This is a genomic window from Actinomadura sp. RB99, from assembly GCF_014706005.1.
In the GTDB taxonomy this organism is placed as follows: Bacteria; Actinomycetota; Actinomycetes; order Streptosporangiales; family Streptosporangiaceae; genus Spirillospora.
Genome location: NZ_JABMCA010000068.1, coordinates 28,300 through 50,498, shown reverse-complemented (window position 1 = coordinate 50,498; position 22,199 = coordinate 28,300). Strand labels below are relative to the sequence as shown.

Sequence of the window (22,199 nt, the reverse complement as noted above, 5' to 3'; positions counted from 1 at the left end):
GCGGCGCTGCGCGTCGGCGGCGGCGAGGGCCTCTCCGGCCCGGGCCCGCGCGTCCTCGGCCGCCCGGTGCGCCTCGGCCTCGACCGCCGCGGTCTCCGCGCGGACCTGCGCCATGCGCGCTTCGACGCCCGCGACGGTGAGCTCGCCGTCCAGCGCGCCGGTGAGCAGGGCGGCCGTCGCCTCAAGCCGTTCGACGAGGTCCCAGGTGCGGGCGACGTGACCGCCGAGGCCGGGTGCGGCGAGGCCGCGTTCGCGCTGCTCGGCGGCCGCGGCCTCGCACGCCGACGGGCCGGGGCCGGTCGCGCAGAACCGGCGCGGCGGCTGCCCCTGCGTCTGCGGGACGGGCCGCCGGCAGAACCCGCAGGGACGCGCGGCCGGTGTGCTCTCGATGACGGCCTCCAAGGACGGGGATCACGGCGGGAACGGGGAATGGCGACGACGGTAGCCGCGTGCCGCTTAGGACCGCGTCAGCGATGGCTCAACATTCCCTTAAGGCCGGCGCTAAAGGGACGGCCGGTTCCGCGGCATCAGTATTCGTAGATCTGGACGATCGTGGGGTGGTCGTTCCACGAGGCGATCACGGCGGAGCCGTGGGTCCCGTCGGTCAGCTCGACGCGAATCCAGGTCGATTTCCGCCATACCTTCGTCTGGAAACCGTTGTCGGGCGCCGCGGACACCAGTTCCGCCGAGCGCGGGCTCACGGCCAGCACCACCCGTCCCGACCGGACGTCATAGGTGCGCCTCTTCCCGTCCGGCGGACCGGCGGACGGGCTTGCGGAAGCGGTCGCTCTCGCCGGAGTCCGCCGGGACGACGACGGTGACGGCGAGGAGGCCGGAGCGGTGGCGCGGACGGGCGGGGCCGAGTCGGCGGCCGAGGTCGGCGGGGCCGGCGGCCTCCCGGTCGCCACCGGGAGGCCGGCCGTCAGGTCGGGCGAGGCGAGCACCGTGCCGCGCAGCGCGTCGCCCACGCCGGCCCAGCTGATCGCCATGCCGGTCGCGGTGACCGCGCCCCACACCAGCATGAACCGAAAGGGCACCTTCATACGTCGCATTTCTTTGACCCGGTTCTCGAACCATCACCACAGGACGGGAATCGGAAACCGACCCCGATGGCCACTCGGCACGCTAACCGTGAATCACCGGGGCGCGCAAACCGATCCCGCAGCTCGGACCGATCCCCGTAAAGGTCGCTGAGGCATCGATTAAGAGCTTCTGAAGACCGTTCCGGAACGCCCGTCGCGCTTTTACTCTCGGGCCTCGCCGATGGCGTCTCAGATGGGAGTCCGATGAACACCGGTGCCGCGCTGTTCCGACGCGCCTCGACCGTCACCGCCGCCGGAACCGCGGCGCTGGCGGCGCTCGCGGCGGCCGCGTCCCCCGCGCTCGCCCACGGCTCGATGCGGACGCCGGTGAGCCGGGTCCTCGCCTGCTACCAGGAGAATCCCGAGTCGCCCCGGTCGGCGGCGTGCCGGGCGGCCGTCTCGGCGAGCGGGAAGCAGGCGTTCTACGACTGGAACGGGGTCCGGATCGGCGACGCGGCCGGGCGGCACCGGCGGATCATCCCCGACGGCCGGCTGTGCAGCGCGGGCGTCGCGGCCTTCCGCGGCCTGGACCTGCCGCGGGCGGACTGGCCCGCGACGCGCCTGGCGGCGGGCGCCTCCTACACGTTCCGCTACCAGGTCACGGCCGTCCACCGCGGCCGGTTCGAGCTGTACGTCACGCGGGACGGCTACGACCCGCGCAAGCCGCTCACCTGGGCGGACCTGGAGAGCAGGCCGTTCCTCACCAAGAGCGACCCGCCGATCAGGGACGGCGCCTACCAGCTTCCCGGCCGGATCCCGGCGGGCAAGAAGGGGCGGCACCTGATCTACGCGATCTGGCAGCGCAGCGACAGCCCGGAGGCGTTCTACTCCTGCTCGGACGTCGTCTTCGGCGGCGAGGGCGGGACGGCCGGGACCGGCGCCGCCGCTGCGCCGAAGGCGAAGGCGAAGGGGAAGGGCGCGCCCGCGCGGAAGGCCCCGTCCACGCCGGAGCCCTCCGCACCGGCCGCTCCGCTCACCGCCCACGGGCACGTCCACGGCGGCGCCCCGGCAGGGCGCGTCAACGCCGAGCCCGCCGCGAGGACCACCGACGACAGCCCCGCGACCATCACCGGAACCGTGCTGATGACGGGGACGGCCGGGCTGGCCCTCGGCGGGGTCGCGGGCCTCCTCCTGACCGGCCGCCACCCTCGCCGCCCCGGCCGGCCCCGGCGCCCCCGCGGCCTCGGCCGCCCGCACCGCCCGAGCCGCCATACTTGAGGGTATGGTTCCGTACCATGGAGTACGGAGACGAGATCGTCCGCCGCGTGCGGGAGCTGGCGCCCGCGCTGTCCGAGCGCGCCCGGCAGGCCGAGGACGCGCGCCGCCCGCCCGACGCCACCATCGCGGACCTGGCCGCGTCCGGCCTGTTCAGCATGCTCGTGCCGAAGCGCCACGGCGGCGCCGAGCTCGGGTTCGAGCCGATGGTCGCGGCGTGCCGCGCGGCCGGCGCCGCCTGCGCGTCCACCGGCTGGCTGTCGGTCATCTACACGCTGCACAACTGGATGGTGGCGCTGTTCCCCGAGCGGGCGCAGGAGGAGGTCTGGGCCGAACGGCCGTACGCGCTGATCCCGTGCGTCCTCGCGCCGACCGGCACCGCGGAGCCGGCCGACGGCGGGCACCGGGTCACCGGACGCTGGTCATGGGGCAGCGGCTCCATGCACGCCGACCACGCGATGGTCATGGGCCTCGTCACCACTGACGGGGCGATCGAGCCGCGGCTGTTTCTGCTGCCGCGCGCGGACGTGACCGTCCACGACGTCTGGCACACCAGCGGGATGCGCGGGACCGGCAGCAACGACATCGAGGTGGCGGACGTCTTCGTCCCGGCGCACCGCTCCGTGCCGCTGGCGGCGCTGACCGAGGGGCGCTCACCCGGGTCGCGCGTCCACCCCGCGCCGCTCTACCGGACCCCGCTCGTCCCGGTGTTCGCGCTGACCAGCGCGGCGCCCGTGCTCGGCATCGCCGAGGGCGTGCTCGCGCGGTTCGCCGAGCGGATGCGGAGCCGGCGGATGGCCTACAGCGGCGAGCGGCAGCGCGACCTGATGAGCGGCCAGATCCGCCTCGCCACCGCCACCGCGGACCTCGCGGCGGCGCGGCTGCTCCTGGAGGACGCCCTGCGGGACGTGGCGGGGGCCGCCGCCGCGGGCGACGCCACCGGCCTGCACCGCCGCGCCCGGGCCCGGCTGGTCGCCGCGCACGTGGCCGCCACCTCCCGCCGCGTCGTGAACGAGCTGTGCGGCGCGGCGGGCGCGAGCACCCAGTTCGCGGACTCGCCGTTCCAGCGGGCCCAGCGGGATGTGAATACGATCAGCGGGCATGTGGTCTTCGACCCGGACGCGGCGTACGCCCTCTACGGCAGGATCGAGCTGGGGATGGACCCGGGACCGGTGGTCCTGGTGTAGCGGAGCGTGGGGAGCGCGATGACGGCCCGTACGAGGATGGCCAGGCGGGACTGGGTGGAGGCCGGCTACCAGGAACTCGCGCGCACCGGCGAGCGCGGTGTCGCGATCACCTCGCTCGCCGCCCGGCTCGGCGTCACCAAGGGCAGCTTCTACTGGCACTTCAAGGACCGCGGCGAGCTGATGCGGGCGCTCCTCGACCGGTGGGCGCACGAGCGGACCGACGAGATGCTGGACCTCGCCCTCGGCAGCACCGGCGACCCGCGCGAGCGGCTGCGCCGCATCCAGGCGCTCGGCCGCGAGATCGCGCCGGTCGACCGGGCGATGCGGCTGTGGGCGCAGCACGACCCGGCGGCGGAGGAGGCCGTCCGGCACGCCGACCGCGCGCTGCTCGGGCACATCGCCGCGTGCCTGGAGGGCCTCGGGTTCGGCGCCGACGACGCGCGGCTGCGGGCGCTGCTGATGCTGCGCTCGTGGGTCGGCGGCTACCTGGTCCCGTCCGGCGCGCCCGGCTCCGCTGCCGGGGTCGACCCCGGTGACCGCATGCTGGAGATCCTGCTGGGCTAACAGGTCTTCTCGTACGGGATGTCCTGGACGTACTGCTTCCATTCGCTGCGCGACAGCGCCCCGACCCGCGCGCAGAGGCCGTCCTTCAGCAGGCGCGGCGCGACCGTGTGGGTGACGAGCTTGCCGTCGTCGCCGCTCACGCTGTAGAGCCGGGTGCCGTCCGGGCTGAACGCCAGCGACTCGATCGTCGCGTCGACCGACGCCGAGGTGTGCCCGGTGAGCGGCAGCCCGAGCCGCCGCTGCCCCTGCACGTCCCAGAGGTCGATCTTGCCCTGCATGTCCGTCGTGGCGAGCAGCCGCCCGTCCGGCGAGAGGGCCGCGATCGGGGTCTTCCCGTCCGGCGTCGCGACGGGCGTGCCGATCTGCTTGAGCGTCCGGACGTTCCAGAACGAGAGCGACCGCCGGTCGGAGCGGTCCTGCACGGTGACGAGCGTCCCCTGCCGGTCGGCGGCCTGGACGGTCGTGGCGAGCGGGTTCGGCGGCGCGAGGACCTTCCCGGACGGGAACGCGACCACGCCCAGGTCGTTGGCGGACACGACGCTCTTCCCGTCCGCGCTCCAGACGGTCTTCAGCTCCGGCGAGCCGTCCGACGCTCCGGTCCGTCCCGGCGCGCGCGCCTGACCGAGCTGCCGCCCGGTCGCGGTGTCCCAGAACCGCAGCAGCGTCGTCCGGGGCTGGTCCTGGTTCGCGGGGGTCGCCGGGCCGCCGAGCGTGACGGTCGCGATGGCCTTGCCGTCCGGCGAGAAGGACGGCAGCGGGCGGGACGACGGCATCGCCGCGGGGCCGAGGTCGATGGCGGCCCGCTTCGTCCGCGACCGCACGTCCCAGATCTCGACCGTCCGGTCCTGCCGGACGAGCGCGAGCAGCCGCCCGTCACGCGACAGCGCCATCCGGTCGCCGCCGTAGCCGTTCGTGTAGGTGATCGGGAGCGTCGTGCGGCGGGCCCGCTTCGCGGTGTCCCAGATCTGCACGCCGTTGGACGGCGACGGGTCCGCGGTGGCCAGCGTCGACCCGTCCAGGCTGATCGCCGAGTCGCCGTACGGCCGCGCGACCTGCACCGGACGCACGAACACCGACACGTCGATGCCCTGGACGCGCCCCTCGCTGTCGACGCAGCGCAGGCTCCGGCCGTCCGCGCTGAACCGGGTGTGGTTGCACATGTCGTCCGGCTTGTAGAACAGGTAGGGCGGTTCGGCCGTGCCGGTATCGGTGCTCCACAGCGCCATGTTCGACGCGAGGAAGTTCCCGTCCGGGCTGAAGGCGATGTCGGTGTCGAGGCCGTCGTACCCCTTCGGCACGGTCAGCCGGGTGCGCAGCTCGCCGCTCCTGGCGTCCACCACCGTGATCTGGTCCTTCGACCCCCCGGCCCCGGTCGCCGCGAAGAAGCGCCCGTCGGGACTGAAGGCGATCATGGACGTCTCCTTGAGGTCCCGGACCGGCTCGGGCACCTTGATCCGCCTGAAGGAGGCGAGGTCCCGCCCGACGAGCCTCCAGTGGCCGCCGTCCTTGGCCACCCCCACCAGGGACTTCTCGTCCGGCGAGAAGATCGGGCCCGTGATGCTGAAGTCCTCCTTGGCGGTGAACAGCACCTTCCCGGTGGCGGTGTCGAGGATCCTGACCGTCCCGTGGTGCGTCGTGACGAGCCGCGCGCCGCTCGGGCTGAACCAGAGCCCGTCCCCCATCGCGTGCTTGAACGGCAGCGCCGTCCGCGCCCCGGACGCGGTGTCCCAGAGCGCCAGCGTGCCGTCCTTCTGCAGCGAGAGCAGCCGCTTGCCGTCCAGCGTCAGCCCGAGGCCGGCCACGCCCGCGCCCGGAACGCGCAGGGTCAGCGCCTTCTTCGTATCCGGGTCGCCCAGGATGATGGTGTTGTCCTTGAACCACGCATAAGGCCCGGCCTTGTCGGGACTCAACGTGTTCCAGTCGGTCCCCACCCCGGCGGGCCGGAACATCCCCTGCTCCCACTGCTCGGTCAGCGTCAGCAGCGCGTCGCGCGTCTCGAACGTGTCCCCGGCCAGCGCGGACGCGGCCACGGCGAGCCGCCGCGCCAGCACCGGATCCGCCCGGCGCAGCTGGACGGCCCGCGTCGCGAGCTGCCGCCCGATCGCCGAGTCCCGCTGATCCGCCACCGTCGCGTTCGTCTTCCGCAGGCTCCGGCTCTGCACCGCGACCGCCGCCCCCGCGCACAGCGCGATGACCAGCAGCACCGCCAGCGTGGTCGTGACGGCGGCCCGCGTCCGGGCACGGTCCCGCGTCTGCCGGACCGACGCGTCCAGGAAGGCCCGCTCGACCAGGTTCAACGTGAGCTGCCGCCGCCCCACCGACGCCCACGCCAGCGCCCCGTCCAGCGCCGACCCCTGATGCAGGTCGGCCTGCTTGCGCCCGTTCGCGTTCCACAACCGCGCCGCGCCCGCCAGCGCCTGATGCGCGGCGAGCCCCTCGCTCTCCGCCGCCACCCACTCGGCGAGCCGCGGCCAGGCCCGCAGCAGCGCGGGCGTCGCGATCGAGATCGTGACGCCGTCCCGCCGCAGCAGCCCCGCGCCGCAGAACCCGTCCAGCACCTCCTGCAACGCGCGCTCGCCCGTCACCCCGTCCACGAGATCGCCCACCGGCACCGGACGCAGCGCGCCCTGCGCGTCCGCCGGCGCCGCCACCATCCTGAGCAGCACCCGCGGCACCGCCTGCTGCGCCTCCCAGCCGAACCCCCTGTACACCTGCTCCGCGACGTCCCCCAGCGCGGGCGGCAACGTCACCGACGGCGGCTCCCCCAGCCCGGCCGCCTTCGTCCCCGCCTCCAGCGCGTCCCCGCTCACCCCGCTGAGCAGCCCGTCCAGGACGTCCTGCGCGCTCGGCCGCTCGTCCGGATCCTGGCTGAGCGCCGCGTCCACGAGCCCCCGCAACGGCTCTGCCAGCACGTCCGTCTTCGGCCGCTCGTTCAGGATCTGGTGGTGCAGGCTCGCCAAGGTCTCACCATCGAACGGCGCCCGTCCCGTGGCGGCGAACAGCACCACCACCGCCCACGCCCACACGTCCACCGCGGGCGTGGCGCGCTTCCCCCGGAACAGCTCCGGCGCCATCCACCGCGGCGTCCCCTTCAGCGCCCCCGTCGCGCTGCGCGACATCTCGTCGGTCCTGGCGATCCCGAAGTCGATCACCCGCGGCCCGTCCGGCCCCAGCAGCACGTTCGCGGGCTTCAGATCCCGGTGGACGATCCCGGCCCGGTGAATCGACGCCAGCGCCGTCGCGATCCCGATCGCCAGCCGGTGCAGCTCGTCCGCCCCGTAGGCGCCCCGCTCCCGCACCCACTCCGCCAGATCGGGCCCGGGCACGTACTCGCTGACGATGTAGGGCGGCACGCTGTCGAGATCCGCGCTGATGATCCGCGCCGTGCAGAACGACGCCACCCGCTGCAGCGTCGCGACCTCCTTGCGCAGCCCGTTCCGCAGCGCCTCGTTGACCGTCTCGACATGCAGCGCCTTGACCGCGACCCGCGCGCCCCCGGCGTCGTACCCCTCGTAAACAACCCCCTGCCCACCGGCCCCCAGCCGCCCGGCCAGCCAGTACCCGCCCAACTGCCGAGGATCACTCACCAAAAGCGGACCGGACATGCAGGCGCCCCTCCACAGACGTGGACGCCACCCAGCGCCCTCAGGGAGCCTCAGCATATACAGACAGTCATGTCCTTTTGGCCTGGCGCACCCGGATGTGGCCCACCGCATACCGGACGACACCGGCGCCGGCTCGGGCTCGGGCTATGGCGGGACGAGCAACGAGGTAGTAAAAGTTCTCCATGAGCCGACTGGAGATCGAGGACTTCGACCGACGCCTGCGCACCGCTGCGATGGCCTGGCTCGATCGCCGGTGCACGCCCGACAATCCCGTCGTCGAGCGCCGCGAACTCCTCGACTTCCACTTCGAAGGCCGCCGCATTCCGCTGATCGACAACCAGCTCGGCATCCGCAAACCGAGGAACCTGGCAGCGGCGCTGTCCATCCTGACGACGTACACATCCGACGGCCAACGCGCCCCGTACGAGGACGCCCTCGGCCCGGACGGCTTTCTCAGATACAAGTACCAAGGCAATCCGCAGCACTACACCAACAGAGGCTTACGGGAAGCCCACACCCTCGAAGTACCGCTCATCTGGTTCTTCGGCGTCCAGCAAGGCCTGTACCTGCCTTTCTACCCCGTCTGGATCGTTGCGGACGAGCCGGAGCAATCGCAGGTCGCGGTCGCGCTCGACGAGTCGCAGACAAGACTGGCCGACCATGCGTCGCTGACCCCTCTCGAGCGGCGGTACTCCGAACGGATCAGCAGGCAGCGGCTCCATCAGCCCGTGTTCCGGCAGCGAGTGATCCGCGCCTACGACACCAGTTGTGCGATGTGCCGCCTGCGGCATGCGTCGCTGCTCGACGCCGCGCACATCATCCCCGACAGGGATGAGCGAGGTCTGCCTGCCGTTTCCAACGGGCTGTCTCTCTGCAAGATCCACCACGCCGCCTACGATGCGAACATCCTAGGGATACGTCCCGACCTGAAGATCCAAGTGCGCACCGACATACTCCAAGAGGTCGACGGGCCGATGCTCAAACACGGCCTCCAGGAAATGAACGGGCTGACTCTCACGCTCCCCCGCCGGCGTGCCGACCGCCCGAACTCAGAGGCCATAGAGCAACGTTACGAGGCCTTCCGCAACGCGGGATGAGTCATCGCTCATGATGGGCAGTGAGGTATTCGGCGACGTCGTGGAGGTCGACGATGGGGCGGCGTAGACGCGAGCCGTCTCCCGTCGAGTAGGTGAGGTGAGCCGGCTCCACCCAAACGTTGATCTCACCGCCAGGCACCGGAACGGTGACCAGCGAAATACCTCGGCCATGGCGATGCTCGACATCGCGAATGCCCCTGGCGGCGAGTGCTGCCGCGAGGTGTCGGGCCGCGAGGACGGGTGGGGCTGTCAGCTGGGGATTCGGCCAACCGCCATAAAGAGGGAACGCGCACCAGACGGCCTTTCCGGGACGGCCGCTGCCAAGCCTTGAGCGTGAGCGGTGCGCTCCCCAGGCGGCGGCGAGCATGGCGACGATGCCGAGGCCCTTGCCATGCTCGTCGAGAAGGTCGCGCGGGGCTGCCTCCGGGAAAGAGCTCCGGCAGGTGTCGAACACCGAGACCACGAGCTGGGGTGACGGCGTGGTACGAGCCCACAGCCAGAGCTCCGGCGGGACGGGCGAGCAGGACCCGTCGACACCGAGACCGTGAGTGAAGGCGTTGGTGGCCAACTCGCTGGCAGCGAGCGCGACATCGTCGATCAGGTCACGACCGAGGCCGAGGGTCTTCAGAGCGATGGCAAGGAGCGACCGGCTGACGGACGCACACGTCGCATCCGCAGGCAGACGCCAGGCGCACATCCCACCGAGCGCTATTTCTGCCGCATTCCCAACGACAATCTGTCCAGGCTGCACTATCTGCACCATTTTGCACCATCCTTGCAGGCCAGCGGTTCCTCACTTCCGGCCCACAGCGTGCGCTCTTCGACTTAGCTTTGTCAGAGTTGCTCGCAACTCCCGCAACTCCTCGAAAATGGAGGACGAAGATGAGCCACCGGCCGACCCCCGACCCGAAGTCTTCGCTGTGGGGGCTCATCGCCTACTACCTGCGCTTCTGCCGCCTCCAGCGCAAGCTCACAGGTGATCTGTTGGGCGAGATCATCGGTTGCTCGAAGTCGACAGTTTCCCGGCTGGAGACGGGCGCGCTTCAACTCGATGCGGACCAAGCTCACCGTCTCGACCGACACTGGGACACGGGCGGGATCTTCTCGTTCCTCGTCTGGTACGCCACGCTCGGCCACGATCCGGACTGGTTCAGGCAGTACGTCGATCTGGAGGCGAAGGCCTCCGTCATCAAGACCTGGCAGGTCGACCTCGTCCCCGGCCTCCTACAGACCCCGGACTACGCACGGACCTGCCTTGCGGCCGGCAATCTGAAGGACGTCGAGGGCGCGCTTGAGCAGCGTCTTTCCCGCCAGGCACTTCTCGATCAAGAAGATCCGCCGATGCTGTGGTTCCTGTTGTCGCAAACTTTGCTCGAACTACCGTGCGGTGGAACGGAGACCATGAAGGCGCAACTCGCTCACATCATCGATCTGTCCCATCGCCCCAACGTCGGCGTCCGCGTGGTCCCTAAGTCCGTCGGCGCGCATCCTGGTTTGGACGGATCCTTCATGCTGATGACGCTCACTGAACCGCCCATGGAGGTGGCCTACGTCGAAGCACCGGGGGGAGGTCGGCTTGCCTCGGGCACCGCTGAGGTTGCGGCATATGCACTACGTTATGACCAGATCGGACAGCACGCCCTTCCCGAAACACTGTCGCGAAACTTGATCGAGCAGATCATGGAGGCCATGTGATGACCCCTGTCTGGCGTAAAAGCAGCAGGAGCACGACACAAGGCGGCGAGTGTGTCGAGGTCGCTGCACTTTCCCACGTCATCGGGCTGCGGGACAGCAAGAACCCCGACGGTGGTCACCTCACCCTTGCACCTGGGCAGTTCGCGGCGCTCCTCCGGCGCCTGAAGCGCCTCGCCTGACGGGCGTTGCGTCGCGGCGACTGATCGAGCAGCACATGGAGGGTTCACATGGCTCCCCTTACATGGCGTAAGAGTACCTACTCGACGGAGGGCACGAGCGCGCAATGTGTCGAGGTCGCTGCGCTCTCTGACGCCATCGGGGTGCGGGATAGCAAGGACCCTGAGGGGGCACCTTGCGCTCGCTCCCGAACGGTTTGCGGCGCTCGTCCAGCGCATCAAGCGGCTTCCCTGAGGCCGCGCAGCAACGAAGGCGCGTTGCCTTGGTCGGCCTTACTCGGCGCAGGGACGTGATGTAGTCCGGCGTCCTACGCTCAGCAGATGTGACCGATGACCCTGCGGCGTCCTTCACTCGCGCACGTGCGGCGGCAGGCGTTCTGTTCTTTGATGAGCGCGGCCAGATCATGCTCGTCGATCCGTCGTACAAGGACTACCGCGAGGTCCCTGGCGGCTACGTCGAGCACGGCGAGACTCCCTATCAGGCCGCCGTCCGCGAGATCGCAGAGGAACTCGACATCCGGCCGGAGATCGGTCGGCTGCTAGTCGCCGACTGGGCGCCTGCCGAAGGCGAGGGAGACAAGATCCTTTTCCTTTTCGACGGGGGCGTGCTGGCTCGTGACGAGCTCGACGCCATCCGTCTCGACGCCGTCGAACTGGTCGGCTACCGGTTCTACGACATCGCGCAGATCCACGATCTGACCATCGGCCGGCTGGCCCGCCGTCTCGTCCACGGGCACGCCGCCCATCTCGACGGTACGACTCGCTACCTGGAGCACGGCGAGCGACTCTGAGCAGAGCGCGTACTTGGCCGGGATTGGGGGTTTTGGGGGCAGGGTGGGATGGGGCGGATCAGCATGGGGTGTGTTGGTTCGTGGGCGGTCTTCCGCCCTACTGGAGCGGGATGGTGATGGGTGTGAGTGAGGTCGAGGTGCCTGTGCAGGGGGCGGAGGAGCCGGTTTCGGAGGGGTCCTGGTTGGGGCGGGGGGTCGCGCTGTTCACGCCGGTGTTCGCGGTCGCGGCCGGGTGGCTGGCCGGGGTCGTCGCGCAGTGGGTGCCGGGGGCGCACCTGGACGAGACGCAGGTGACCTCGTTCATGGTGGCGGCGACCACGGCGGCGCTCGGGGCAGGATGGAAGTGGTTGCAGGGGTGGCAGCAGCATGAGCGGCTCGTCGCCGAGGGGAAGGCCGCGCCGGTGAAGACGCGGACGAAGGCGGCCAAGTAGGGCGCTCGGGCACCGCGGGGCCGGCTTCCTATGCTGGGGGCGGGACGTCGGCCGGAAGGCGGTGGTCGCGGTGGTGTCCGTCGAGGAGTTGCGGGAATTGCCGGCCGAGGAGCGGGCCGAGCTGCTGCGGGCGCTGATCGCGCTCGGGGACGAGGACCCGCTCGAACTGCCGCGGTACCGGCGGCGGCGGGGGGTCGTGCTGGTCTTCCTGGTGGCTTGTTGTGCGTGGCTCATCCCGTGGACGGTCGTGCTCGGCCTCACGCTGCCGCAGCACTACACGTCCGGGCAGTGGAGCGCGGCGTGGATCGGGTTCGACGCCGCGTTGACGGCGGCGTTCGCGTTCACGGCCTTCGCGGTGTGGCGGCGGCTGCAGATGGCGATCCTGGGGCAGCTCGTCACGGGGACGCTGCTGGTGTGCGACGCGTGGTTCGACGTGATGCTGTCGTGGGGGTCGGGCGAGTTCGCGGTCAGCGTGGCGACGGCGCTGCTGGGCGAGCTGCCGTTGGCGGTGCTGTTCTTCATGGGGGCGCGGACGCTGGTCCTGACGACCGTCCGGGCGCTGTGGGTGCGGGAGGGCAGGGCGGGGCCGGTGCCGCGGTTGCGGGAGGTCCGGTTGTTCGCCGTCGAGGAGCGGCCCGGTTCTGTCGGTGGCGGTGGTTAGGGTCCGGGGGGTGAGCGAGGAGACGGTTGTCTGGGGGGAGCTGCGGGCGGGCGGGTTCCTGCACGGGGTGCGGGAGGCGCACCGCGAGGCGACGCTGGCCGTGTTCGGCGGGTTGAGCCGGGCGGCGGGGTTCACGGAGCGGTCATATGGGGTGACCGCGTTCGACGTGCTGACGTCCTGGATCGACCGGGTCTTCGAGGGCGACCACCGGGTGGTGCGGGACGATCTGAACGGGTCGCCCGGGTGGCGGTACGGGAAGTACCGGGTGCTGTTGAAGCGGCATGAGTTCGGGGCGGTGCGGAAGATCAGGTGGGACCGGGACAGTCCCACCAAGCAGGCGGTGGCGCGGCAGGAGTACGCGGACGACCGGCAGCTCGCGCTGGACGTCGGGGTCGGGGGCGACACGCCCGAGGTCGTGACGCTGGTCCTCGCGCACAGCGCGAGCGACGAGCCGCTGGAGATGGAGCTCTTCCTGGGACGTCCCCGGTGGAACGCCGACGGCGGGACGGCGTGGCACTGGGTCCGGGAGCTGGACGACGCGCTTGGGGGTGATCCACGCCGTAAGCTCGTCGAACGGACGATGCCGCTCTGGGACGACGAGGCCGACGTTCCCCTGCGGCTGCGCGGAGAGACGAGCACAGGAACGGCGTAGGGGACGATGAGCGGACGGGTCGCCGAGGCGCGGCTGCTGTTCGACTGCGAGCGGCTGACGCTGGCCCGGCGGCTCAGGGGGCTGCGCAAGAACCAGCTCGCGCAGGCCGTGGGGAGCACGCCGCGGGCGATCGGGCAGTACGAGGCCGGGGTGCAGCGTCCCGAGGACGCGGTGGTGTCGCGGCTGGCGTTCGCGCTGGGGGTGCCGGTCGAGTTCTTCCGGGGCGGGCGCGGGGGCGTGTCGCTGGACGGGGCGCACTTCCGGTCGCTGAGGTCGACCAGCCAGATCGAGCGGGACCAGGCCCTCGCGTACGGGCGGATCGCGGCGGACGTGGTGGCGGCGCTGGAGGAGCTCGTCGATCTGCCGGTCGTGGACGTCCCGGAGTACATGGTGCCGCCGGACGAGATCGCGGGCGGCGGGCCGGTGGAGGCGGCGCGGGTCGCGCGGAAGGCGCTGGTCGGAGAGCCGGGTCCGGTGCCGCACGTGGTACGGACGCTGGAGGCGCGGGGCGTGGTGGTGCTCGTCCTGCCGGACGCGGCGGAGCGGGTGGACGCGTTCAGCGTCGGGCTGCACCCGCGCCCGATGGTGTTCTTCAATCCGGTGAAGGCCGACTACTGGCGGAACCGGTTCGACGGCGCCCATGAGCTGGGGCATCTGGTGATGCACGCCGACGCGGAGCCGGGCGGGAAGATCGTCGAGGACCAGGCGCACCGGTTCGCGGCGGAGTTCCTGATGCCGGCCGAGGACATCGCGGGCGAACTCCCCCGGTCCGCCGACTGGGACAGGCTCGGCGCGCTGAAGGCGGAGTGGGGCGTCAGCATCGCGGCGCTGCTGTACCGGGCCCGCACGCTGCGCGTCATGGAAGAAGGCGTGTACCGGAACGCGATGGGCGCGTTGAGCTCGCGCGGGTGGCGGCGGCAGGAGCCGGGCCCGGCGCGCGCGCTGGAGCAGCCGACGATGCTCACGCGCGCGCTGGAACTCGTCGCGGCGGCGGGCACGGACCGCGACGCGCTGGCCGAACGCGCCCGGGTGACCCGCGCCGACCTGGACCTTCTCGTCCCGCACCGCTGACCCCGGCCGCCGCGCCCGGCCCGTCGCTCCGCGAGGGTGCGGCGGGGCTTTCGGGACGGGGGCGGTCGTGCGGCGTACAGTGGGGGGCGAGCGAGGGGTTTTCGATGCGGGCGGCCAAGTCCGCGTCCCCCTGCTTTCCCGATACTCGGTCTCCGAGGAGGCCAGACAGGTCCGGCGCAACGTGACGCCGCAACACCGTCGCCTTCCGCCCGCGGACGGGCGCCTCCCGGACGGCGGCGCGCACGCCACCGCCGCCGCGAACCGCCGAGCCGGCGCCACGGGCGCCGCAGGAGCAACGCGCACGACGCGCACGACGGAGCGCGCCTACGGCCGTGCTATCGCCGGGGACCGGTATCCGCACACTTCGGATCGGAGATCCACATGCCCACCCGCACCGCCTCGACCGAGGTCGGGCTGAGCCGCGAGCAGCGCGCGGACCACACCGTCATCGCCCTCGACGGCGAACTCGACATCGCCTCCGCGCCGTCCCTGCGGGAGCGGCTGCACTCCGAGCTGGCGGACGTCGCGCTCGCGGACCCCGGTCCGCGCGTGGTGCTCGACCTGTCCGGCGTGACGTTCTGCGACGCGTCCGGGCTGGCGCTCCTCATCGACGCGCGCCGCCGGACCGGGCCGGGCGGCACCGTCGTCCTCGACGGCCCGCGCCCGCAACTGCTCAGGCTGCTGCGCGTCACCGGCCTCGACCGGGTGTTCACCGTCCGTTCGCTGGGCGGCGCCGCGGAGTCGCGGCGCGCCCGTTCGGTCGCCGCGTGACCGCGGAGGCGGACCTCCACGGGGAGAGCGGGACGGGCGACGATCCGCTCCCGAGCGCGTGGGGCGCTTCGCGGGTCTCCCGGGACATGGCGGACGACCAGCGGTCGGCGGCGTCGTTCGAGCTGATGGCGGCGGTGCTGGACGGCACCGACGTGCCCGAGCTGCTGAAGCTCGTGGCGACGCAGGCGAGGGGGCTGGCGCACGTCCCGCTGGCGTTCATCGCCCTGCCGGTCGAGGACGGCCACCTGCTGCGGATCGACGTCGCGGTCGGCGCGGACGCCGATCGGGTCCGGGGGCTGGCGGTGCGGCGCGGCAAGTCGATGCTCGGCCGGGCGTTCGCGTCGCGCCGGGCCCTGTCGGCGCGGATCGTCGACGACCAGACGCTGACCCGGCTGCCGCCGGGCCCGATCCTGATCCTGCCGCTGGAGACGGGCGAGACGACGCGAGGGGTGCTCGCCGTCCTCGGACGCCCCGGCGCGCAGCCGTTCGGGCCGGGCACCGCCCGCCAGCTGCTGCTGTACGCGGACATGGCGGCCCGGCTGGTCGAACTCGCCGTGGACCGCCGCGCCCTCCGGGCGGGGTCCGCCGGCGGGCACGGGCAAGGGCACGGTGAGCCTCACCCACCGTGGGGCACGGGAACGTGAACGGCCCGCGGCGCGGGGGCGGCCGCGAGCCGCAGGCCGCGGGGTCTTTCCGCCGCGCGGCGGCGGTGCCGCCGATTTCGTGATTTCGGCGGCGGGAGACGACGGGGTTTCGTGCGGTGTTTCCGGGATGGCGCGGAGGCCGGTTTCAGAGCTTGAAAAGCTTGGCGAACGGAGCGAGAATCCTGACCTTGCGGGTTCCGAAGTCGACCAGGACGGCGCGTCCGGGCTCGACCTCCAGGACGCGTCCGAGACCGTACTTGTCGTGGGTGACCTGGTCGTCCGGGTCGAACTCCTTGGCGGGCGGTGCCGCGGCCGGAGGCGCGAAGGGACTGGTGGGCAGGTGTCGCCGCTTGGCGGGCCGGAAGGGTTTCATTCCTGCCAGTATGCGCCCGGCAGGGCGTTCGCGGGGAGTCCCCCCGGCGGTTGCCGGCAAAATTCGAAGACCCGGTTCCGTCCGCCCTACCATGTGGTAGCGTAGGAAAAGTTGCGGTTCCCATAGACATGTATGTGCGCCTGACGGTTCATCCTCGGGCGCATTTTTTGTTGTTCTGGATCTTCCGGATGGGCCATCGCGGCGCCGTCCCGCGCAAGGTGTGCGGTACGGGACCGACCCAGAAGGAGACGACCATGGCCACCGGTACCGTCAAGTGGTTCAACGCGGAAAAGGGCTTCGGCTTCATCGAGCAGGACGGCGGCGGCGCCGACGTCTTCGCCCACTACTCCAACATCGCCGCCCAGGGCTTCCGTGAGCTCCAGGAGGGCCAGAAGGTGTCGTTCGACGTCACGCAGGGCCAGAAGGGCCTGCAGGCGGAGAACATCGTCCCCGCCTGACCGGGGACCGGCGCGGCGGGCGAGCCCCCGGGCGAGCCCGCCGCCGCACGACGCTCCCAGGGGGCGACCCCCCTTTTCACCGCGCGCGGCGCGACCGCGCGCACCGGTTCGTTCTTGTAGCTCTTCGCCGCGCACGGCCGCGCATGCGGAGCACTCCCTCGGGACGCAACCGCTTCCGAGGAAGGCTTCACCATGACCATGCCCCATAACGGCCGCCCGACGGCCCGAGGCGGCTCGTCCCGGTCGCGTTCCGGCGGCCGCCGCCGTCCGGCGCAGGCCAAGCAGGCCGCGCAGGGCGCGAAGGCGCAGCGGCCGGACACCGAGTTCGCACTTCCGGAGACCCGCACCCCGCCGCTGCCGCCGGTCGAGTCGTTCGAGCGGCTGGCACTGCCGCCGCGGATGCTCGCCGCGCTGGCCGCGCAGGGGGTCACGGACCCGTTCCCCATCCAGGCCGCGACGCTGCCGAACGCCCTCGCGGGACGGGACGTCCTCGGACGCGGCCGCACCGGCTCCGGCAAGACCCTCGCGTTCGGGCTGGCGCTGCTCGCCCGCACGGCGGGCCACCGCGCCGAGCCGCACGCGCCCCTCGCCCTGGTCCTGGTCCCGACGCGGGAACTCGCCCAGCAGGTCACCGACGCGCTCGCCCCGTACGCGGACGCCGTCGGACTGCGGGCCGCCACGGTGGTCGGCGGCATGCCGATCACCCGCCAGGCGAACGCGCTCCGGCGCGGCGTCGACGTGCTGATCGCCACGCCGGGACGGCTCGCCGACCTCGTCGAGCGCGGCGACTGCCGGCTCGGCGACGTGCGGATCACCGTGCTGGACGAGGCCGACCAGATGACCGACATGGGCTTCCTGCCGCAGGTCACCCGGCTCCTGGAGCGGACCCCGGCCGGCGGTCAGCGGATGCTGTTCTCCGCGACGCTGGACCGCAACGTCGACCGGCTCGTCCGCGGGTTCCTCGACGACCCGGTCACCCATTCGGTCGACCCGGCGGCCGGTGCGGTCACCGCCATGGAGCACCACCTGCTGCACGTCTCCGACACCGACAAGCAGGACGCCACCGCCGAGATCGCCGCGCGCGAGGGCCGGGTGATCATGTTCGTCGGCAAGAAGCACGGCGCCGACCGGCTCGTCCGCAAGCTGGCCGCGCGCGGGATCCGCGCCGCCGCGCTGCACGGCGGCAAGTCCCAGTCGCAGCGCAACCGCGCGCTGGAGGGCTTCCGCACCGAGGACATCACCGTGCTGGTCGCCACGAACGTCGCCGCGCGCGGCATCCACATCGACGACCTCGACCTCGTCGTCAACGTCGACCCGCCCGCGGACCACAAGGACTACCTGCACCGCGGCGGCCGGACGGCCCGCGCGGGACGTGCGGGGACCGTGGTCACGCTCGTCCTGCCCGACCAGCGCCGCGAGGTCGCGGACCTGATGGCCCAGGCGGGCATCAGCCCGCGCGTCACCGAGGTGCGTCCCGGCGACGGCGAGCTGGCCCGCATCACCGGCGCTCGCACCCCTCCGGCGCGTCCCGCCGTGCAGAACCCCGCCGTGCAGAACCCCGCCCCGTCGCGCGGCGCCGAGCAGGCCAAGGACGCGCCCGGCCGGAGGTCCCGCCGCGGCGGCGGCTCCGCGGCCGGCGGCGCGCAGCGGAAGAACACGCAGGACACCCCCGCGGCCCGCACGTCCTCCGCGGACGCGGCCCCCGGGCGGAGGTCGCGCCGGGGCGGCGGCACCGCCGCCGGCAACGCGCAGCGCGACACCGCCCAGGACACCCGCTCGTCCTCGGTGGGGACCGCGGCCGGACGCCGGTCGCGGCGCGGCGGCACGCGCACGGACGCGCAGGGCGGCACGTCGCAGGGCAAGCCGCGCCGCCGGGTCTCGTCCCTGAACAGCTGACGTTCCAGAGCGGACGGTCTCAGGACAGGTCGGCGACCGTCACGGGCGCCGGTCGTTCGTCCCGCGTGGACACGACCGGGTCGCCGTCATCGCCGCCGGCCTTCCGGCCGGGCGTCCCGCGCAGGATCGGCGGGACGAGGAGGAACGCGGCGGCCGCGACCGGCATCGCGCCGCCCGCCAGGGCCGCGAGGCCCGGGACGGCCGGTTGCGCGACACCCCAGGACGAGCCGAAGAACGCGAACCAGCGGGGCCGCTCGGGCTCCGGCGCGATCGAGGCGATCAACGCCTGCCACCGCCCCTGGAGGACGCTGTCGGCGACCGCCCAGGCGAGGTACGCGGCGACGGTGACCGGGACGGCCCGTCCGACGGCCAGGACCAGGGCGGCGGCGGCCAGGAGCCCGGTGCCGAGCGCGAGGACGCGTTCGTGGGGCAGCCGGTCCAGGGCGCGGCGGCCGAGGCGGCCGGTCAGCGGGGCGAGGACGGCGGCACCGGTCAGCGCGAGACCCGGTAGCCAGGCGGGCGCACCGCGCTGGAGCAGCACCAGAGGCATGTACATGAGGACGGCGAGGTAGCCGACGGCGAAGGCGGTCCCCGCGGCGGTCAGCCGGACGAGCCGCGCGGACGGCCGCCACGCCGCGTCCCGCACGGGCGGCCGGACGGGTTCGCGCGGCAGGAACGCCAGCGCGACGGCGGCCGCCGCGAGGCAGGTCGCCGCGTCCACGACCGCGAGCCAGCGGGCGCCGAGCGGCAGCAGGACGGCGGCGAGCAGGCCGCCGACGGCCCCCGCCGCGACAAGGGACGTGCCGAGGAGCCCGTAGACGTCGCCGTGCCGGCCGGGCGGGGCGGCGCGGGCGAGCGCCTCCTGGGTGGCGGGCTCGCACAGCTCGAAGGCCAGCCCGACGAGCGCGACCGCGCCGAGGGTCTGCGGCGGGCCGTGCGCGGCGGCGAGGACGAGCAGCGCGGCGCCGGTCGACGCGAGGCCGAGCGCGACGACCGCGCGGGGCGCGAGCCGGTCGAGCAGCACCCCGCCGGCCCACCGGGACGCGAGGGCCGCCACGCCGAACACGGCCAGTGCCGCCGAGGCGAGGCCGGGACCGGCGAGCACGGCCAGGAAGGACATGACGTACGCGCCGAGCTGGTTGATCACGCGCACGCCGATCAGCGCCCTGACCGGGCGCGGCAGTCCCTCCGTCACCCGTGCAGGTTAGGCGGCGGGTCTGACATTCCGTGAGCGCCGCGTCATCCGGCGCACCCGCGCCGGCAACCCGCGCGAGGGAGAACCGCTCCTCAGGTGAACGGCTGTAAGCCGGGTGTAATCGCTGCTCCCTAGGGTCTGCGGCGTGAAACGTGGGTGTGCAATCAGGACGGTCGCCGCATGCGGAGCACTCGCGCTCGCGCTGTCGGGGTGCGGCGGCGGGGGCGGGAAAGACGGCAAAGGGTCGGGTCCCGGAAAGGCTCCGGTGAAGTCGGTGGCGGAGGCGTCCGCGCCCGCCGGGGGCTGGCCGCAGCCGGAGAACGGGCGGCTGACCGCGAAGATGTGCGGGCTGCTCACGGACGCCGACTACGCCAGGTACGGCCACCAGCGCATGCCGCAGGAGGACGCCGGGCCCGCGCAGGACGGCTCCAACTCCGTCTACTGCACGTACATGCTGGGCGACCAGCTGACGCTCAGCCTGCAGAAGAGCGCCCAGGGCGCGAAGATCGCCTTCAAGCAGGGGCTGGACCGCCACAAGGACCGGCTGAAAGGCAAGCAGTCGGTGCTGGCGTCGAACGTGGTGCAGGGTGCGGACGAGAGCTGGGTCGACTACTCGACGCTGGGCGGCGGCCCGTCCGAGTACGAGGTGGAGGCACGGCGCGGCGGCCTGACCGTCGGGATCGTCCTCTCCGAGGTCCCGCAGGATCCCGACAAGGACCCGAAGGGGATGCTGGCCGCGCTGGCGGCGCTGGTGCTGCAGCGGATCCCGGACGTGGGGAAGACCGACACGGGCATCGTGCACCAGGTCAAGTACGTGGTGTGGGGGTCCGGCGGGGCCGCGCTCCAGATCGTCTACAGCGACCCGGTGAACAGCAAGTCGGTGACGTTGAAGAACGTGAAGCTGCCCTGGCACAAGGAGTTCCCGATGCCGGACACCGGCAGCCAGCCGACCGCGGCGCTGTCGATCAGCGGTGCGACGGGGTCCCCGACCGGGGTGCTCGGCTGCGAGGTGCTGGTCGACGGGAAGTCGGTGCAGAAGAAGGACCCGAGCTCCGGGCTGACCTTCTGCGACGCCACGTACCACAGCTGATCGAACATGTGTTTGACCCGCTGGGTACAGTGGGGGCATGTTCCAAGGTTCGCTGCTGGACCGCGCCGACGAGACCGGCCCCCGCCCGCTGAGCGAGGCGCGGCGGACGCGGCTGGCCCACGGCGCCTGGATCGACGTGCTGCCCGCCTGGATCCCGGGCGCGGACGCGCTGTTCGAGCGGCTGTCCACGTCGGTCCCGTGGCGGGCGGAGAGCAGGCGGATGTACGACCGGGTCGTGGACGTCCCGCGCCTGCTGTCGTTCTACGACGAGGACGCCGAGCTGCCCGACCCCGTCCTCGACGCGGCGAAGGCCGCGCTGAACGCGCACTACGCGGAGGAGCTGGGCGAGCCGTTCCGCACGGCCGGGCTCTGCCTCTACCGGGACGGCCGCGACAGCGTCGCCTGGCACGGCGACCGGATCGGACGCGGCGCGAGCGCGGACACGATGGTCGCGATCCTGTCGATCGGCGCGCCGCGTCCGCTGATGCTGCGGCCGCGAGGCGGCGGTCCCGCGATCAAGCGGGAGCTGGGGCACGGCGACCTGATCGTGATGGGCGGAACCTGCCAGCGGACCTGGGACCACGCGATCCCGAAGAGCACCCGCGCGGTCGGTCCCCGGATCAGCATCCAGTTCCGCCCCCGCGGCGTCCGCTGACGGCGCCCGCTGACGGCGCCGCTGAGACGGCACCCGCTGAGACGGCACCCGCTGAGACGGCGCCCGCGAACTCCGGTGGACGCGCGCGCCCCCGACGCGTGATCATTCAGGTATCCGTTCGGGGGAGGCGATGGACGTGACGATCTCGCTGGTCACCGGTGGGAACCGGGGCATCGGCCTGGAGGTGTGCCGGCAGCTCGCGGCGCGCGGGCACGAGGTGCTGCTCGGGGCGCGCTCCCCCGACGCCGCCGCCCGCGCCGCGAAGGAGGCGGGCGCGACACCGGTCCGGCTGGACGTGACGTCCGCGGCGGACGTCGAGCGCGTCGCGGCCGAGGTCGGGCGGCTGGACGTGCTGGTGAACAACGCCGCGATCACCTACGACACCTGGCAGCGGCCGTCGACCGCGGACCTCGACGTCGTCCGGGACGCGGCGGAGACCAACCTGTACGGGCCGTGGCGGCTGACGCAGGCGCTGCTGCCGGCGCTGCGGCGCAGCGCGCACGGCCGGATCGTCAACGTGTCCAGCGAGGCGGCGTCGCTCGCCGAGATGGGGTCCGGCACTCCCGCCTACACCGCGTCCAAGGTCGCGCTCAACGCGCTGACCAGGATGTTCGCGGCCGAGCTGCGGTCCGACGGGATCCTGGTGAACGCGGTCTGCCCGGGTTGGGTGGCGACCGACATGGGCGGACCCGGCGGGCGGCCCGTCGCCGACGGCGCGGCAAGCGTGGTCTGGGCCGCGACCCTGCCCGACGACGGCCCGACCGGCGGCTTCTTCCGCGACGGCCGCCCGCTCCCCTGGTGACCCCGGTTCGCCGTGGCGCCCCCAGTTCGCCCCGATGACTCCGGCTCGCCTGGTAACCCCGGCTCCGCCGATGATCCCCGCCCCCGTC

Annotated in this window: 23 protein-coding genes and 1 pseudogene; 18 read left to right on the top strand and 6 right to left on the bottom strand. The window is 72.7% G+C overall.

The features are described from left to right. Positions 1 to 402 (bottom strand): annotated as a pseudogene (locus amrb99_RS39300) (chromosome segregation ATPase); the annotation flags it as partial. Positions 403 to 527: 125 nt separating this feature from the next. After that, entirely contained in the window at positions 528 to 1,043 is a 516-nt protein-coding gene (locus tag amrb99_RS39295) for a hypothetical protein (protein WP_190866072.1), read from the bottom strand. 243 nt (positions 1,044 to 1,286) lie between these two features. Between amrb99_RS39295 and amrb99_RS39290 the strand changes: the two genes are divergently transcribed. The 3 genes from amrb99_RS39290 to amrb99_RS39280 are packed head-to-tail and all read left to right on the top strand — an operon-like array spanning position 1,287 to position 4,048. After that, positions 1,287 to 2,300, top strand: coding sequence for a lytic polysaccharide monooxygenase (locus tag amrb99_RS39290; RefSeq protein ID WP_190866070.1), 1,014 nt, complete (start codon positions 1,287 to 1,289; stop codon positions 2,298 to 2,300). 17 nt (positions 2,301 to 2,317) lie between these two features. Continuing rightward, entirely contained in the window at positions 2,318 to 3,484 is a 1,167-nt protein-coding gene (locus tag amrb99_RS39285; protein ID WP_190866068.1) for an acyl-CoA dehydrogenase family protein, read from the top strand. Positions 3,485 to 3,502: 18 nt separating this feature from the next. Beyond that, on the top strand, positions 3,503 to 4,048 hold the full coding sequence (locus amrb99_RS39280; RefSeq protein WP_190866066.1) for a TetR/AcrR family transcriptional regulator: 546 nt from the start codon (positions 3,503 to 3,505) through the stop codon (positions 4,046 to 4,048). Here the strand turns inward: amrb99_RS39280 and amrb99_RS39275 are convergent. Continuing rightward, on the bottom strand, positions 4,045 to 7,617 hold the full coding sequence (locus amrb99_RS39275) for a WD40 repeat domain-containing serine/threonine protein kinase (protein WP_190866064.1): 3,573 nt from the start codon (positions 7,615 to 7,617) through the stop codon (positions 4,045 to 4,047). The two genes, amrb99_RS39280 and amrb99_RS39275, sit on opposite strands and share 4 nt — an antisense overlap. A gap of 218 nt (positions 7,618 to 7,835) precedes the next feature. Between amrb99_RS39275 and amrb99_RS39270 the strand changes: the two genes are divergently transcribed. Further along, positions 7,836 to 8,750 (top strand): HNH endonuclease, encoded by a 915-nt coding sequence (locus amrb99_RS39270; RefSeq protein ID WP_206700281.1) that lies wholly within the window; start codon positions 7,836 to 7,838, stop codon positions 8,748 to 8,750. Position 8,751: 1 nt separating this feature from the next. Here amrb99_RS39270 and amrb99_RS39265 read toward each other — a convergent pair whose 3' ends face one another. Next, positions 8,752 to 9,513 carry an ATP-binding protein gene (locus tag amrb99_RS39265; protein ID WP_190866062.1) on the bottom strand — a complete coding sequence of 254 codons (762 nt, stop codon included), beginning with the start codon at positions 9,511 to 9,513 and terminating at the stop codon, positions 8,752 to 8,754. A gap of 119 nt (positions 9,514 to 9,632) precedes the next feature. Here amrb99_RS39265 and amrb99_RS39260 point away from each other — a divergent pair, with 119 nt between their 5' ends. The 9 genes from amrb99_RS39260 to amrb99_RS39215 all read left to right on the top strand — a co-directional run bounded on the left by amrb99_RS39260 (position 9,633) and on the right by amrb99_RS39215 (position 15,642). Then, a complete protein-coding gene (locus amrb99_RS39260) occupies positions 9,633 to 10,445 on the top strand; it encodes a helix-turn-helix transcriptional regulator (RefSeq protein ID WP_190866060.1) in 813 nt (270 codons plus the stop codon). Beyond that, positions 10,445 to 10,624: a DUF397 domain-containing protein gene (locus tag amrb99_RS39255; RefSeq protein ID WP_190866058.1), complete on the top strand. Its 180-nt coding sequence runs from the start codon at positions 10,445 to 10,447 to the stop codon at positions 10,622 to 10,624. The genes amrb99_RS39260 and amrb99_RS39255 overlap by 1 nt, the downstream gene beginning before the upstream one ends. Positions 10,625 to 10,944: 320 nt before the next feature. Next, a complete protein-coding gene (locus amrb99_RS39245; protein ID WP_190866054.1) occupies positions 10,945 to 11,412 on the top strand; it encodes an NUDIX domain-containing protein in 468 nt (155 codons plus the stop codon). Positions 11,413 to 11,534: 122 nt separating this feature from the next. Beyond that, a complete protein-coding gene (locus tag amrb99_RS39240) occupies positions 11,535 to 11,843 on the top strand; it encodes a hypothetical protein (RefSeq protein ID WP_190866052.1) in 309 nt (102 codons plus the stop codon). A 70-nt stretch (positions 11,844 to 11,913) separates the two neighbouring features. Then, the gene (locus amrb99_RS39235) at positions 11,914 to 12,504 is read left to right on the top strand and encodes a hypothetical protein (RefSeq protein WP_190866050.1); all 591 of its coding nucleotides are present in this window, start codon (positions 11,914 to 11,916) and stop codon (positions 12,502 to 12,504) included. Positions 12,505 to 12,514: 10 nt separating this feature from the next. Next, positions 12,515 to 13,156 carry a hypothetical protein gene (locus amrb99_RS39230; protein ID WP_347257044.1) on the top strand — a complete coding sequence of 214 codons (642 nt, stop codon included), beginning with the start codon at positions 12,515 to 12,517 and terminating at the stop codon, positions 13,154 to 13,156. A gap of 6 nt (positions 13,157 to 13,162) precedes the next feature. Then, positions 13,163 to 14,227 (top strand): ImmA/IrrE family metallo-endopeptidase, encoded by a 1,065-nt coding sequence (locus tag amrb99_RS39225; protein WP_190866048.1) that lies wholly within the window; start codon positions 13,163 to 13,165, stop codon positions 14,225 to 14,227. A gap of 381 nt (positions 14,228 to 14,608) precedes the next feature. Continuing rightward, a complete protein-coding gene (locus amrb99_RS39220) occupies positions 14,609 to 14,998 on the top strand; it encodes an STAS domain-containing protein (RefSeq protein ID WP_190866047.1) in 390 nt (129 codons plus the stop codon). Beyond that, positions 14,995 to 15,642, top strand: a complete 648-nt coding sequence (locus tag amrb99_RS39215; protein ID WP_190866044.1) for a GAF domain-containing protein — start codon at positions 14,995 to 14,997, stop codon at positions 15,640 to 15,642. The genes amrb99_RS39220 and amrb99_RS39215 overlap by 4 nt, the downstream gene beginning before the upstream one ends. A 145-nt stretch (positions 15,643 to 15,787) precedes the next feature. Here amrb99_RS39215 and amrb99_RS39210 read toward each other — a convergent pair whose 3' ends face one another. Next, entirely contained in the window at positions 15,788 to 16,015 is a 228-nt protein-coding gene (locus tag amrb99_RS39210; RefSeq protein WP_190866042.1) for a hypothetical protein, read from the bottom strand. A 254-nt stretch (positions 16,016 to 16,269) separates the two neighbouring features. Between amrb99_RS39210 and amrb99_RS39205 the strand changes: the two genes are divergently transcribed. Both amrb99_RS39205 and amrb99_RS39200 read left to right on the top strand, forming a co-directional pair. After that, a complete protein-coding gene (locus amrb99_RS39205; RefSeq protein ID WP_067460243.1) occupies positions 16,270 to 16,473 on the top strand; it encodes a cold-shock protein in 204 nt (67 codons plus the stop codon). Positions 16,474 to 16,665: 192 nt separating this feature from the next. Further along, a complete protein-coding gene (locus amrb99_RS39200) occupies positions 16,666 to 18,369 on the top strand; it encodes a DEAD/DEAH box helicase (RefSeq protein WP_206700280.1) in 1,704 nt (567 codons plus the stop codon). 19 nt (positions 18,370 to 18,388) lie between these two features. On the opposite strand, the gene amrb99_RS39195 is transcribed toward amrb99_RS39200, so the two are convergent. Beyond that, on the bottom strand, positions 18,389 to 19,564 hold the full coding sequence (locus amrb99_RS39195; RefSeq protein WP_190866040.1) for an MFS transporter: 1,176 nt from the start codon (positions 19,562 to 19,564) through the stop codon (positions 18,389 to 18,391). A gap of 265 nt (positions 19,565 to 19,829) precedes the next feature. Between amrb99_RS39195 and amrb99_RS53500 the strand changes: the two genes are divergently transcribed. The 3 genes from amrb99_RS53500 to amrb99_RS39180 all read left to right on the top strand — a co-directional run bounded on the left by amrb99_RS53500 (position 19,830) and on the right by amrb99_RS39180 (position 22,111). Further along, a complete protein-coding gene (locus amrb99_RS53500) occupies positions 19,830 to 20,654 on the top strand; it encodes an MmpS family transport accessory protein (protein ID WP_190866038.1) in 825 nt (274 codons plus the stop codon). Positions 20,655 to 20,691: 37 nt separating this feature from the next. Continuing rightward, on the top strand, positions 20,692 to 21,309 hold the full coding sequence (locus tag amrb99_RS39185) for an alpha-ketoglutarate-dependent dioxygenase AlkB (RefSeq protein WP_190866036.1): 618 nt from the start codon (positions 20,692 to 20,694) through the stop codon (positions 21,307 to 21,309). A gap of 130 nt (positions 21,310 to 21,439) precedes the next feature. Then, entirely contained in the window at positions 21,440 to 22,111 is a 672-nt protein-coding gene (locus tag amrb99_RS39180; protein WP_190866034.1) for an SDR family NAD(P)-dependent oxidoreductase, read from the top strand. The last annotated feature ends 88 nt before the right edge of the window (positions 22,112 to 22,199 follow it).